The 14331-nt window shown below is 42.0% G+C and carries 14 protein-coding genes and 2 pseudogenes; 11 read left to right on the forward strand and 5 right to left on the reverse strand.

Annotated features, from left to right (window positions below; genetic code table 11):
* The coding region (locus F6K20_RS05840) for a hypothetical protein (RefSeq protein WP_287294074.1) at positions 1 to 186 on the forward strand (186 nt) is incomplete at its 5' end.
* 260 nt (positions 187 to 446) lie between these two features.
* Here F6K20_RS05840 and pstB read toward each other — a convergent pair.
* The 4 genes from pstB to pstC form a co-directional block, all read right to left on the reverse strand.
* On the reverse strand, positions 447 to 1247 hold the full coding sequence (gene pstB, locus F6K20_RS05845; protein ID WP_287294076.1) for a phosphate ABC transporter ATP-binding protein PstB: 801 nt from the start codon (positions 1245 to 1247) through the stop codon (positions 447 to 449).
* Entirely contained in the window at positions 1241 to 2203 is a 963-nt protein-coding gene (gene pstA, locus F6K20_RS05850) for a phosphate ABC transporter permease PstA (protein ID WP_287294077.1), read from the reverse strand. Before pstA ends, pstB begins: the two co-directional genes overlap by 7 nt.
* Positions 2204 to 2233: 30 nt before the next feature.
* Positions 2234 to 2359: a hypothetical protein gene (locus F6K20_RS05855; protein WP_287294078.1), complete on the reverse strand. Its 126-nt coding sequence runs from the start codon at positions 2357 to 2359 to the stop codon at positions 2234 to 2236.
* A gap of 260 nt (positions 2360 to 2619) precedes the next feature.
* On the reverse strand, positions 2620 to 3549 hold the full coding sequence (pstC, locus tag F6K20_RS05860) for a phosphate ABC transporter permease subunit PstC (RefSeq protein ID WP_287294080.1): 930 nt from the start codon (positions 3547 to 3549) through the stop codon (positions 2620 to 2622).
* Between the two features lie 19 nt (positions 3550 to 3568).
* Here pstC and F6K20_RS05865 point away from each other — a divergent pair, with 19 nt between their 5' ends.
* Complete coding sequence (locus F6K20_RS05865; protein ID WP_287294083.1) at positions 3569 to 3691, forward strand: hypothetical protein; 123 nt, start codon at positions 3569 to 3571, stop codon at positions 3689 to 3691.
* Between the two features lie 217 nt (positions 3692 to 3908).
* Here F6K20_RS05865 and F6K20_RS05870 read toward each other — a convergent pair whose 3' ends face one another.
* On the reverse strand, positions 3909 to 4850 hold the full coding sequence (locus tag F6K20_RS05870) for a PstS family phosphate ABC transporter substrate-binding protein (RefSeq protein WP_008177732.1): 942 nt from the start codon (positions 4848 to 4850) through the stop codon (positions 3909 to 3911).
* A 618-nt stretch (positions 4851 to 5468) separates the two neighbouring features.
* Here F6K20_RS05870 and F6K20_RS05875 point away from each other — a divergent pair.
* The 9 genes and pseudogenes from F6K20_RS05875 to F6K20_RS05915 all read left to right on the forward strand — a co-directional run.
* A complete protein-coding gene (locus tag F6K20_RS05875; RefSeq protein ID WP_044491789.1) occupies positions 5469 to 6590 on the forward strand; it encodes an alpha-hydroxy acid oxidase in 1122 nt (373 codons plus the stop codon).
* Between the two features lie 512 nt (positions 6591 to 7102).
* On the forward strand, positions 7103 to 7975 hold the full coding sequence (locus F6K20_RS05880) for a transporter substrate-binding domain-containing protein (RefSeq protein ID WP_008177726.1): 873 nt from the start codon (positions 7103 to 7105) through the stop codon (positions 7973 to 7975).
* 116 nt (positions 7976 to 8091) lie between these two features.
* Entirely contained in the window at positions 8092 to 8952 is an 861-nt protein-coding gene (locus tag F6K20_RS05885) for a M48 family metallopeptidase (RefSeq protein ID WP_287263096.1), read from the forward strand.
* Positions 8953 to 8983: 31 nt separating this feature from the next.
* A pseudogene (locus F6K20_RS05890) lies at positions 8984 to 9304 on the forward strand (alpha-hydroxy acid oxidase); the annotation flags it as partial.
* A 650-nt stretch (positions 9305 to 9954) separates the two neighbouring features.
* On the forward strand, positions 9955 to 10500 hold the full coding sequence (locus F6K20_RS05895; protein ID WP_008177716.1) for a hypothetical protein: 546 nt from the start codon (positions 9955 to 9957) through the stop codon (positions 10498 to 10500).
* An 892-nt stretch (positions 10501 to 11392) separates the two neighbouring features.
* Positions 11393 to 11587 carry a hypothetical protein gene (locus F6K20_RS05900; protein ID WP_008177713.1) on the forward strand — a complete coding sequence of 65 codons (195 nt, stop codon included), beginning with the start codon at positions 11393 to 11395 and terminating at the stop codon, positions 11585 to 11587.
* Between the two features lie 340 nt (positions 11588 to 11927).
* Positions 11928 to 12947 (forward strand): DUF3179 domain-containing protein, encoded by a 1020-nt coding sequence (locus F6K20_RS05905; RefSeq protein ID WP_287294086.1) that lies wholly within the window; start codon positions 11928 to 11930, stop codon positions 12945 to 12947.
* A 149-nt stretch (positions 12948 to 13096) separates the two neighbouring features.
* Positions 13097 to 13861, forward strand: a complete 765-nt coding sequence (locus F6K20_RS05910; RefSeq protein WP_287294087.1) for a glycosyltransferase family 2 protein — start codon at positions 13097 to 13099, stop codon at positions 13859 to 13861.
* Positions 13862 to 13874: 13 nt separating this feature from the next.
* Positions 13875 to 14331: pseudogene (locus F6K20_RS05915) on the forward strand (glycosyl transferase family 2); the annotation flags it as partial.

The following is a 14331-nucleotide window of genomic DNA, read 5'->3' on the forward strand; positions in this document are numbered from 1 at the left end:
TCCAACTCTGGGAAAATTGTCCTGACCCTAGATAAGAAGATTGGTGACGAACAACACGAAAATTGGCACCACAGGCTTCTATTGCTTCACCAAGTTGGGCAATGTGTCGTATGTACTTTTTTTATTAAATGGGTAGGAAAAGGTGCCTGCTTCCTCAAAAAAGACAGCAACAGTTTTCAAGGTTGACCTCAAACTGGGAATCAACCGAAAATTATAGCAATTTTTTAAGGAAGCAGGATGTTTGACAAGGGTTTACGATATGCGATCGCGTAGCGTAGCCCTTCGGGCTAATCGCTAATCCCCTCACCGGAGCCTGCTGAGTTTTTGGCGTTGCGTCAGTCAAAGAATGAATAGGAGTAGAGTGGGCATCCTGCCCGCCCCAAAATATCAAGGAACAGGCAAGATGCCTATTCCACAAAACTCCATTATTAAGCAACGCTGAGGTTCTAACCAATGCGTCCGCTAATATAAGCTTCTGTCTGTGAGTTCGCGGGTCGTTCAAAGATTTGCCTAGTCTCCCCAAACTCCATCATTGCCCCCAAGTACATAAACGCGGTATAATCCGATATCCTTGCTGCCTGTTGCATGCTGTGAGTCACAATCAGAATTGTGACTTGTTTCTTCAGATCAGCAATTAATTCTTCAATGCTGGCAGTAGCAATGGGGTCAAGAGCAGAGGTGGGTTCATCGAATAAAATAATCTCTGGATCAGCGACTAAAGCGCGGGCAATACAAAGACGTTGTTGTTGACCTCCAGATAGGTTATAGGCTGAGTCATAGAGGCGGTCTTTCACTTCATCCCATAAAGCAGCTCCCCGCAACGCTTTCTCCATTTTGTCTTCAATCAGACGACGTCTATTTTCACCCCGGACTCGCAACCCATAGGCAACATTATCATAAATTGATTTAGGAAAAGGATTAGGCTTTTGGAATACCATGCTAATCCGCATCCGCACTTCTATCGGGTCAATTTTCTTACCTAAAATGTTGACATCGGAGTCGAGCCAGATTGCTCCTTCGTAGCGATTACCAGAATAAAGGTCATGCATACGATTGAAGCATCGCAGTAATGTGGTTTTGCCACACCCTGATGGTCCAATTAGTGCCGTTACTTGTTTTTCTGGCACCACTAAACTAATACTTTTGAGAGCTTTAAATGAACCATAGTAAAAACTGAGGTTATCCACCTCAGCTTTGGCGTTACTAATGGTTGAGTCGGATAATTTATCAGATAGTTTCTCTACCATTTTAGACCTTTACGGAAGCGATAGCGTAGATAAATAGCAATACCATTCATAGCCAGGGTCATAGCAATCAACACTGTACCGGCTGCAGCTGCATTTGCCTCAAATGCCCGTTCAGGTCTAGATACCCAGGTAAACATCTGAATCGGCATAACTGTGAATTCAGCTTGAACCCATGCAAATAGCTGCTGTAAGTTTAGATAGGGAAATTCACCCTGAAAGGGAATATAAGGAAATGCGCTGTTTAATGGAGAATCTGGCAAAAAGCGAATAAAGACTAGAGCACCAATGGTAACCACAGGAGCAGTTTCTCCAATTGCCCGAGATAAACCAATGATTACGCCTGTAAGAATACTACCAAAGGAATAGGGCAAAACATGATCCCAAATCATTTGCCACTTACTGGCTCCCAGGGCATAAGCAGCCTCCCGGAGATGATTAGGAATTGCCCGCAGTGCCTCTCTTGTGGTGACAATCACCACTGGCAGAATTAACAACGCTAAGGTCAAACCTGCTGAGAGAATGCTTCGACCTAAATTTAACTCATAGACGAATAACCCCAAGGCTAATAAACCATAGACAATGGAGGGAACTCCTGCCAAATTCGTGACATTAATTTCAATGAAATCCGCTAGCAAGTTTTTTCGGGAATATTCTTCTAAATAAATTCCTGAAGCTACACCAATGGGCACTGCAGCTAAGGCGGTCACTAACATCACCAGACTAGTGCCTACCCAGGCCGACATAATCCCCGCTTTTTCTGCTCTACGGCTAGGAAACGATGTAAAAAACTCGGGTGAAATCCGGGATATCCCTGATTTTACCATATAGATGATTAACCCCAGCAAGATAAATATAGCAACCAGAATAACTACCAAACCAACGATGGCAAAAATCTGATTAATAAGCTTACGGCGATTTATATCTTCTCGAATTGTAAGTAATTGTTCCTGTGACATTTATATAGCGTTTTAGTATTAGATGTGAAATTAGGATTGACTGGGAAAGGGAACAGGGAACAGGGAACAGGGAACAGGGAATAGGGAATAGGGAACAGGGAATAGGGAATAGGGAATAGGGAATAGGGAATAGCCTATATTATAACCGAAAAACAATCATGTTTACCTGATAGTTATTAAAAACGTTTTATCAATCTTGCCAGGGTCAACTAACACTTTTTAATTTGAAATTAACCGCATAATAACGACTAATTACTAATAACTTGTATAGCACGTTTCATACTTATAAGGCACATTCAATTTTATTCGTATCCCCCTTCCCCAATTCCTACTCCCTACTCCCTACTCCCTACTCCCTACTCCCTGTTCCCTATAATACAAAAATTGTCTACCTCACCCAATTTAAAACCCCTATACTAATAAATTTCTCGATAACGCTTAGCTAAGAAATGTCCAATGATGTTTAGGACTAGAGTCATTAATACTAAGGTTAGTCCAGCCGCAAAAATGGTCTGGTATTCTAGAGTACCATGAGGCAAATCCCCAAGACTTACCTGGACGATGTAAGCAGTGATTGTAGCGGCTTGGTCCAGGGGATTCCAAGCTATCTTGGGTTGTAAGCCCGCTGCGATCGCAACAATCATCGTTTCCCCTACAGCCCTTGATGTTCCTAGGATGTAGGATGACGCAATGCCGGAAATAGCAGCAGGAAACACCACGTTCCATGCTGTCTGTAACCGAGTTGCTCCCATAGCATAAGACCCTTCCCGTAACTCTACCGGAACCGCTCGCATGGCATCTTCACTAATGGAACTAATAAAGGGAATAATCATCAAACCCATGACTAGACCGGCACTTAGCATATTAAAAACCGGCAATTCAGTAAAAATATTGCGCAGAAGAGGGCTAACTACCAGCAGGGCAAAATAACCATAAACTACTGTAGGAATTGCTGCTAAAAGTTCCAAACCTGGTTTAATTATTTCTCGTAATGTAGAAGGAGCAAATTCACATAGGTAAATCGCAGCAATAGTTCCGGTCGGTATAGCAAGTAGGAGAGCAGTCGTAGCGGTTACTAGGGTTCCTGATATCAATGGCAAAATTCCGTAGTGTTTCTCCAGAAACATCGGTGTCCATTTGGTATCAGTAAGGAAATCAATTAATGAAACTTCCTTGAAAAATGCCAGAGACTCCCTAAGCAGGAAAAAGATTATTGCTGCCATAGTGGCGACGGAAGACAATGCCGCCAAAAACAATAGTATTTCAATCCCCCGTTCTCTAAAATTGCGAATTAATGTTGGTGAGAGGCGTTTGGTCTGGTTAAGTCGGATCAGTTTTTCGGTCATAAAATCGGTAATAAAAGTATTGTTTAAAGGCAGCTATCAGTTATCAGTTATCAGCTATCAGCTATCAGCTATCAGCTATCAGCTATCAGCTATCAGCATATGCGTTAGATGGGCAAATCCCCAGACTTTTAATTCTGATTAATCTCGAACTATTATATTTTTCTGTTTGCGTATCGGCGCACACTACGGTAACAACGTTTATTTTAAGCTGACCGCTGACAGCTGAGGGCTGAATGCTTACCCCAGAACTTAGGACTCTTTTCAACATAAGTCAAGAGCGATGATTGATAATTCTACTACTAATCGCTCTTGACGAGATTAAACCAATTAAGTCCTCTAGGTTAGATTCAGTTCTAGGCTTAGTTACCGCTACCGACTAGAACCTCTAACTCTGCCAGGGATTTGGCATAGTCTGCAGAAGATAGAGGCACCGACTTAACTTCAGTGACTAATCGCTCAGCATTTTGGAGGTAATAGGTCACAAACTCACTTACCTCCGTACGCTTAACAGCGTTTTTGTTGACATAGATGAAGATTGGTCGGGATAGGGGCGTGTAAGTCCCGTTACGTACCGTTGTCAGAGAAGGCGTCACCCCATTGATAGCAACAGCCTTCAGCTTGTCTTGGTTTTCTAGGTAGTAGGAAAGACCGAAGTATGCCAGGGCTCTTCGATCCGTTTCTACACCTTGAACCAAAACGTTGTCATCTTCACTAGGGGTGTAATCGGTGCGGCTAGCACCAGACTTGCCGTTAACCTTTTTGGTGAAGTAGTCAAAGGTTCCGGAGTCTGCACCAGGACCGTACAGAACTAGGGGCAGGTCTGGCCAAGCGGAATTTACTTGACTCCATTTGGTTACAGTCCCCTCAGATTCAGGCTTCCAGATTTTATTGAGTTCTTCAACTTTAATGTCTGTAACCGCAGTATTACCTTTATTGACTACGACGGTAATGGCATCGTATGCCACTGGAATGGCCATATACTCAATGCCATTTTCAGCACACAGTGCCTTCTCTTTGTCCTTAATTGGTCGAGAAGCGTCAGAGATGTCGGTTTCACCTTTGCAGAATTTCTTAAAACCGCCACCAGTTCCAGAAATACCAACGGTTACTCGTACCCCATTTTTCTTGAGATCCTGAAACTCTTCCGCTACTGCTTCAGTAATCGGGTAAACGGTGCTAGACCCATCAATTCTGACGGTGGGTCTACCTTGAGAGTTAACTGTAGGTGCCACTAACGCAACAGTTGAGGCTACTAGGGCAAACAAGCCAGCTAGCTTCCAGCTATTTTTCTTGAAATTCATCGCCTTGACCACTGTAAAAAACTCCCAGCAATGTTAGGGTGTCGCAATCCACACTTGGTCAAGACTATAGAGCGATTACTAAGTAATGGTAAGTAATCGCGTAAGGTTTAGTTAAATTTAGGTTAATCCTTGTTTAAGAAACAATTTCAGGCTTTCTTTCGTCTTATATCTATTTATCCTTAGTCTTCATATTATCTTTCTTTTTTTGATTGTCAAGACTAAAACAAATTTAGATAAATAAAGCAGAAATCCGACCCCTTCTGGCTTCTGGGCTATTTATAGTCTCTTTGCCATTCTCCTGTGGACTGGATCTAAAAGCCTGTATAATTAGTCCCGCAGCCGTTCAGGTGCCTTACTCAGAATGGTGCCAGATGTCCATTTAACCTACACCGAACGCCAAAGGCGAACAACATTTTTGAATTAAGAATGTAGAATTTAGAATTTAGAATTTGGAATTCACCATTCAACCTTAAACCTTGAACCTTCAACCTTAAACCTTAAACCTTGAACCTTCAACCAAACAACCTTCAACCAAACAACCTTGAACCTTCAACCTTCAACCTTAAACCTTCATAACCTTCAACCTTCAACCAAACAACCTTCAACCAAACACCTACCTTGAATCAACCAATTAATCTATTCGAGTACGAATCCCTAGCGCCGCAGTATCTATCTCCCATGGCACTGGATTATTACGCCAGTGGTGCTTGGGATGAAGTAACACTGCGAGAGAATCGTGCAGGGTTTGAACAGATAAAACTTCGTCCTCGGATGTTGGTGGATGTTAGTCAACGAGATTTAAGCACGCAAATCCTAGATCAGTCTCTGCCCATACCGATTCTGGTTGCTCCCATGGCATTCCAATGTCTGGCCAATCCAGAAGGTGAATTGGCCACAGCAAGGGCTGCAGCTGAGGTAGGGGCAATCATGGTGTTGAGTACGATGTCCACCAAACCGTTAGAAGCTGTAGCCCTAGCTGGCAAACAGAGCCAACAGAAGCAGGAGGCAACATCCGAGATCAAAAATCCCTCATGGTTTCAGCTTTATGTCCATCGCGATCGCACTCTCACCCGTAGACTTGTGGAACGGGCGGAGGCAGCTGGTTTTAGTGCCCTTTGTCTGACCGTAGATGCACCAGTGTTGGGGTGTCGGGAAAGGGATCGACGCAATCAATTTACTCTACCGGTAGGGATGGAACTGGCTAATTTAGCGACAATGACTGGTCTGGAAATTCCCAAAACCGCAGGAGAATCGGGTTTATTGAGCTATTTTGCCCAGCAAATTGATCCAGCACTGACCTGGCGGGATCTGGAATGGTTACAATCGATCACTACTCTACCGGTGTTAGTCAAAGGCATTTTGCGAGGAGATGATGCTCTCAAGGCATTGGACCATGGAGCGAAAGGAATCATTGTATCGAATCATGGGGGTAGGCAATTGGATAGTGCGATCGCGTCTATCGATGCCTTACCCGAAGTGGTCGCAGCCGTGGGAAATCATCTACCGGTATTAATCGATGGGGGTATCCGCCGAGGTACTGATGTGCTCAAAGCCCTAGCCTTGGGTGCATCAGCGGTGTTGGTAGGTCGTCCGGTGTTATGGGGATTAGCTGTAGCAGGAGTTGCTGGAGTACGCCATGTCTTGCAATTGTTACGAGATGAATTGGATATAGCGATGGCCTTAAGTGGCTGTACTAAGGTCAAGGATATTGACTCTAGTTTGGTTAAAATTAAAGATTAGACATCTCCAGAAATTAGGTTTTCACCTAGATAGGATCGGGGTTTCAGATTCTTTGTCGGAGATGTCTATTGACTAAATTATTAATAAATTAATAATAGCTTTTCATACCTAAATATTAAGCCAAATAGCTTAGTAATATCAATGAATTGGCTGAAGTTATAGCAAGACTGCTTATGTTAAATTTTATGAAAAAAATTATTAGTTATTGGTAATACTTTGATACTATTGCCATAACTTCCTGGCACTTATCAGGGTTAGGGTAAGGGTTAGAGGTTGTCTGAGAAGTATCATTTGCTACATAAAAGCCCCCTAAATCCCCCAAGTTTGGGGGACTTTTACCAGCAAATTGATTCTTGTTCCCCCCAAGCGAGCAATCCCTCGCTTGGGGGGCTAGGGGGGCAAAATTCAGTATCAAAAAACTTGGGAGATATCCTCTTAGATAAGCTTTGAGCGATTTATCTATTGGAAAGTGATATCAGTAAGTAATTATTAGCCTGAAATCCGAAAAAGAAATGAGTAATAAGCTAGCCACTATCACCCTTAGTATTATCTTATCCTTAACCTTTACCTCAGCCAGTTTAGCTGAAACAGTCTTGTCAGAAATTAAGCGCACTGGTGTTTTGAAAGTAGGAATTAGGAGAGATGCCCCTCCCTTTGGTTTTCTAGAGCAAGATCAATGGCAAGGCTACTGCGTGACTAAAATGTATGTTCTAGCCAACCATCTTGGTGAAGTACTCAATAGACCTGTTCGGTTCGAGGCAATTCCATCTGTTCTAGACGAAGACTCCCCTAACAATCGTTATGGGATGGTAGCCAATGGCAAGGTACATCTAGATTGTGGTCCCAATACGATCAAAAGTGCTCCACCACTATCAGGAGTTACTTACTCCACTGCTTTTTATTTTTCCGGGACACATTTTCTAATCAGACCCGAAATGAAGGGTATATTTAATCCTGAAACTTCCCTAGCTGGTAAAAAAATTGGTGTCCTTCCTGGTTCAAATACACATCCCTTAATCTCCAGTACCTACCCATTAGCTGAAATAGTAGACACTCGTTACAGAAGCTCTAACGGTCGAGAATTGGCTCTAAGAGATGTCGTCGAAAGGAGAATTGATGCTTTTGCCAGTGATGGCATGCTCTTAATGGCAGAAGCCTTAAGACAAGGGCTGACATTCCAGGATTTTACCTTAACTCCTGACCGACCGTTGACTTGTGATTTTTACGGAATAATTTTACCTGATAATGATATAGAATGGAAGACAAAAATTGATAAATTTATTACTAACTTAAGGTGGAATATAATTTTGGAAAAATCCTTGGGTGTTGACTCGATTTATTACCAAGGTATACGACAAGCTGCTTATGAAAAATGTGCTAACTAAATCACTGAAAGCTGACTGCTGAAAGCTGACTGCTGAAAGCTGACTGCTGAAAGCTGAATAATGAATACTTACAACCCTATTTTTGATTATTCAAATAGACGCTTAAATAGACGACAATGTTAAACCCATTCTTTTGGATTAAACGTGCTTCCCATCGTCGATGGTTTTACCTGCTGATTGTGGTAGTTGTGGCACTGGGTCTAGGGGTAGGGTTACCCAATACCTCATCAGCATTTGACTCCTGTGGGTTAGATGGTGATGCAGGAATTGAGATAATTCAGTTAATCACCATTTCTGATCAACAAGAATTAGAGCTGGGTAAGTGTTTGAATCAACAAGAAGTTGATCACGGGCTGGAGATTTATAGCGGACGCGAAATCACTGAATACGTCCAAGACATTGGTCAGAGATTAATCCCCTATAGCGATCGCCCCAATTTTCCCTATACCTTTCAAGTAGTCAGGAACAACGATATAAATGCCTTTGCCTTGGTGGGTGGCTTTGTTTATGTTCATACGGGCTTGCTCAAAGGGGTAGAAAATGAAGCTGAGTTAGCTGCAGTGATAGCTCACGAAATTGCTCACATTACCAGCAAACACAGTATCGAGAGGCTGCGCCAGATTATCAAAGACAAGAACCTTGAGGAAAATAGTGAAGTCGAGTACAAAACCATTATAAATCTTCTTGAGGATATCGCCTTCTCTCTTCCCCGAGGACGGCAGCAGGAATATGAAGCAGACCGCAAGGGATTAGAAATGTTGCACCGTGCTGGCTACGCTCCCTCAGGCATGACTGGATTTCTCCAAAAATTAACCAAAGGCAATACACCGGCAATGCTAAGAACCCACCCAGAACCAGCAAAACGCCTTGATACTCTCAAGGAAAGAATCAACAATAAAGGTTGGGATCCCAATGATGGTGATGGCTTAGACAGTGATGCTTACAAACAGAGAATTAAATCTCTACCAATCGAGTAGGTGAGCTACCTATACTGACTGGCTGTAATTGAATCATGGGGGTCGGCAATTGGATAGTGCGATCGCATCTATCGATGCCTTACCCGAAGTGGTCGCAGCCGTGGGAAATTATCTACCGGTATTAATCGATGGGGGTATCCGTAGAGGCACTGATGTGCTCAAAGCCCTAGCCTTAGGTGCATCAGCGGTGTTGGTAGGTCATCCGGTGTTATGGGGATTAGCTGTAGCAGGAGTTGCAGGAGTACGCCATGTCTTGCAATTGTTAAGGGATGAATTGCACATAGCGATGGTGTTGAGTGGCTGTACTAAAGTCAAGGATATTGACCTTAGTTTTGTAAAAATTAAACATTGACCAGAGTAATTAACGAATAACTAGTCACCAATAATTAATCACTAATAATACATTTTGCTTAGTAATATCAATGACTTGGCTGACATTCTAGAAATAATAGGTATGCTATCTTTGATTAGAAAAATCAATATATAAATTAGTATTTATTGGTAATAGTTTGATAGTATCTCACTAAATTACCGCCACTGATCAGGGTGATGGTAAGAGTTATATAAACTTTGAGATTAATCTATTTATCTATTGGAAAGTGAAATAGGCAACTATTGTGCATCATTACCTAGGATAATTGCCAATTTCAAGCCCTAGGGCTAGTTGACTGGCGTTGCTGATTTTGGGTATGGTTTCGCCCCCCTAGCCCCCCAATTCTGGGGGGAACAAGAGTTTCAAAGTCCCCCAAAATTGGGGGATTTAGGGGGCTTTAGCAAAACCAAACGATCGCGCTTCATACTTTAATTCAGCAACCCCAGTTGACTAGCTTTAAGACTAGTAAGTAATTATTAGTTTCAATAATAGCAAGGCTACTCCGTGAATAAAATATATTATATAGCCAACAATTTTTACCTATAAATCCAGAGCTATATCAATTTTTTATCAAAGTAAATAGGGTGCTATTACCAAAACACTAAAATCCTAAAAAGACCGAAAAATTAATGAAACTACCGAACTTATTAACCACCCTCGGTGTAGCATCCATTATCACCACTTTAGCCATAGTAGATATTGCCAAACCACTGGAAACCTTTGCCTATACATCTCCTAATCAGTCAACCAGTGAAGGGATAGGACAAAGCAATGATTTTTTGATTGCATCTGGACGTAGTGCAAACTTTGAGGATGGAATATTTTCTGTACGCCTTCCGGAAACAGGAACTCTGGGACAAGAGCTTGATAATTTTATATCTGCTAATCCTAGTTTCAATGTTGAGTCAAAAGAGAAGTGGGTTAGTAACATCAAAGTCTTTTCTATGACCAGAGGTTCTATTAGTAATGGAAGTGTACCAATCACCGCTAGATGGTCTGTTCGATTATGTTGGAGCACTACTTTTGCCTTAAAGAAATGCGTTGGCGGCTGGATAAACAAAAGTGAGGACTTTGAAACGTCATGCTCTATCGGGGCACAACCACGCTATCTTCGTTGCAGAATGCCAGGGAAAGTTAGTGAATTGGTAAGAGAAGGTAGCATTTCAGTTAACTAAAGTTTATCGATTATTATCCTAATTTTACTAATTAAAAACTGAGCTGTTTGTCCTAAAAGCCAATCCCAAGCTATCGACAGCTATCGCACCTTTACATTTAAACCAACCTTACCCAGCGCCATAGCTTAAGCTTGGCGTCTGGTAGTTTACAACTGTTTTAAATTCCCTCAGCTTTGTTACTACTAACTGACTCTAACAAATTTAATCTAACTTATTTAATTTAGTTTTCAGACGAGTGCGCACATATTTATATACTGTGGCATAGGGTATATCCATGCCACACAATCCCTTTAACCAAAGTTGCACTTCCCCATAACTACTAAATCCTTCCGATTGTTGTAATTTAACTCGTAATTTTTCCTCTACGTCTAGGGGGATATTTATTGGTCTACCTGGCTTTTTTTTATGCTCTAAAAACGCTTACATTCTACCCCGACGATATAGACTAAACCACTCTGATACCTTGGTGCGGTGGCATCCTAAGTGCTTTAAGTTTTTCTGGAGATTCTTTAATTTCTAATTAAAAAAGAGAAATGCTATATATTAACCTTTCTTGCCTAATTCAAGTATAGCATTATTTGAAAAAATTCCTAGACCACAGAGAAGAGGGAATAGGAAACAGAGAAGATTATCAAACAGAGACAAGGATGTTTTTGTTATAGCAGTCTAAGCAAAGCTTAGGACATATTTCTTTTACCTGCTCAAAAGTCCCTGCTCCCGACTCCCTCAAACAATTTGTTACAAAAATTTTCAAAATATGTTATAATAAAATATTTTTGTGCTATAGTATAAGAGTGGGCGCTGAGACGCCCAGAGTCAAGAGCTAGCCCGGGAACAGTCCAATCTCTACGGGCTAGCTCTGGCTCCCCTATAAAAAGGAGATACTTTAATGATGACCTATTCTGAACGCCTTCATCCGTGGGTGGTCATTCGGCTGTTACCACAAATGCAACGAGTTGTTGTTGCTCGCTTCCGCAATCGATCGGATGCCGAAGGACATTTATGGGCCCTGAAACGATTGATGCCGGATGCAGAATTTATAATTGTTTTTGATGTTGGTAATAATCGGATCGATGAGGAATCTTAGGGGGTAAATCTCATGTAGCGGTTTGGGACTTTAATCACCATTGAGTTTGATGATCGATTTGAAAATGGTCTAGCTATCAATCCTTAATCCAATTCTCAGATATCACTCACCTTGGTTTCATGTTACCCCCTCACCCTAAGGTTAGGGATTCCAGGCACAGCTTCTGATGCTGGGGTTGGGCAGTTGCGTAGGGTGCCAGGTGCGTAGGGTGCGTTAGGGGCGGACTAATTCTGATTTTTCCTATCCTAGCCAGCCTTGGGATAGTCCGTCCCGTAACGCACCACCCACAGGCTCGCACTCATTAGGTTTGCAGTGACATCTAGGCAGGGAAAGCACGATTATGAATAAATTACTTAAAATAGCCCTTAGCACTACTTCCTTAGTCGGGCTGTGTTTGATGGCACTAGTCGTACAAGCCGGTAGCTGGGATAATTTCAAACTCCGTTACTTCCATCTCACTGCCTATCTCCACAACCAAGACCAAGAAATCACTGACCTCCAAAAACAAAATCTTAATCCAGCCAAATCCACTCGCATTAATTTAACTGAACTCCTCAATGGTGGTCCTCCAAAAGACGGTATTCCTAGTATCGATAATCCTAAATTTGATACCGCTCAAACCACACCATTTTCTAAAACAGAAACTGTGATTGGTGTGGTAATTAATGGAGAAGCCAAAGCCTATCCTTTCGGGGTCATGAATTGGCATGAATTGGTGAATGACACAGTAGGTGGAGTTAATGTTAGTGTATCCTATTGTCCCCTTTGTGATACTATAGTTGCCTTTAATCGCAGCAATACAACCTACGGTGTTACAGGCAAACTTTATCAAAGTTGCCTAGTAATGTATGACCGTGCCGATGATACCCTTTACTCTCAACCTTGGGGGATGGGTATTATTGGTGCTAAAGTCAATCGTAATCTTAAAAAAATTCCCGCTATCAAAACTACTCTTGGCGCTTGGTTAAGCAAGTATCCCAATAGTAAAATTCTATCCACTGATACAGGTCATAACCGGGATTACTTCAGTTATCCCTATGGTAGTTACTATACCGATAAGCGAATTATTTTCCCAGTCAGAAATCAACAACGACTTACCCTCCATCCCAAAGCTATTGTTAGCTATGTGTGGGAAGCAGATCAACAAACCCCTAAAAACCAATTTTCTGGGGCTAGCTATCAATTTGTCCATGACCAATTAAAAAAAGTGGGCGAAAAAGTTGTAGAATTCAATGGTCGTCCAATTAGAGCACGTTGGGATAGCCAACTCCAAACTGTATTAGTAGAAGAATTCGACGGCACTTCCATCCCCAGTTCTACTGCTTTTGCCTTTGTGTATGCAGCTTACTTTGGCAAATAATCTTACAGACCAGATAATTCCCCCAATTGAAAACTGCATTGCTAGCAAAAATCCCGATATATTTGATTAACTCTTGCCTCTTGCCTCTTGCCTCTTGCCTTTCCTTTACCAATTCTGTTCACCACTAAAATATAAATGCTGGATAACTCATGACTAATAACCACAATATCTTAGTAATTATCCCTGTTCTCAATGAAGAAACCACGATCACTGGAGTAATTAAGTCTCTTCAATCCTATAATTTGAACAATATTCGGGTAGTCGATAATGGCAGCACCGACAACAGTATTATTAAAGCAAAAGAAGCCGGTGCCGAGGTAATCTGTGAGCCTATTCCTGGTTACGGTCGAGCCTGTTGGCGGGGATTGCAGCAACTAGACCGAGATATTAATTGGATATTATTCTGTGATGGTGATGGAAGTGATGACTTAAGTTACTTACCCCAGTTTCTAGCTGTTAAGCATAAGTATGACCTAATTTTAGGTAACCGCCGCGCCACAGTAGATGGACGTAACGCGATGACCCCAGTGCAAAATTTTGGCAACTGGCTAGCTACCTTCCTGATCGGTTGGGGTTGGGGACACTGGTATCAGGATTTAGGACCATTGCGGCTAATTCGCCGTTCAGCTTTGGATGAAATCCAAATGCAAGATAGAGGGTTTGGCTGGACAGTAGAAATGCAAGCCCGTGCGATTGAATGTAGTTTGCGAATCTGTGAAATTCCTGTTGGTTACCGTCGCCGACAAGGGGGACGCTCGAAAATATCTGGTACCCTTTCTGGTAGTGTCCAAGCAGGAACAATAATTTTGATGACTTTAGGTCGTCTATATCTACGTCGCCTTAAGCTTAGCCACGCAGATGGGACAATTGCTAGAAGTGTTGAAAAGGGAATAGGGAATTTCCATCAATCCTAGTTTCACATCTCAAATGAAAACGCTATATATATGGCTTAGTTCTCTACTCCTGTTGTTAGGTTGTATCTTGATTGTACCTCATGGAGATTTCCGAGAGGTGGGAGCTGTGCCTCGATTTTGGTTAGGTATCAGTGTGATTAGCTTAGGTTTTCTGTTGTCTTGGGGATTAAGCGTCTATACTAGATATCCTGCGGAAGTTAGCAACAGTAAACTTGGGATTTCCCAACAAGCAAAAAGAATTAACAACAGAATTAACAACAACAGTATCAAGACCAGACTTTGGCAAGGAGTCTACAAAGGATTTACTAAGAGGATATCTGAAAAGTTTTTTGATACTGAATTTTGCCCCCCTAGCCCCCCAAATTTGGGGGGGACTAGAATCCAATTTGATGGCAAAAGTCCCCCAAAATTGGGGGATTTAGGGGGCTTTAATGTAGCAAATGATACTTCTCAGACAACCTCTAAATCTC

The sequence above is a fragment of the Moorena sp. SIO2C4 genome (assembly GCF_010672485.1).
Classification (GTDB): Bacteria; Cyanobacteriota; Cyanobacteriia; order Cyanobacteriales; family Coleofasciculaceae; genus Moorena; species Moorena producens.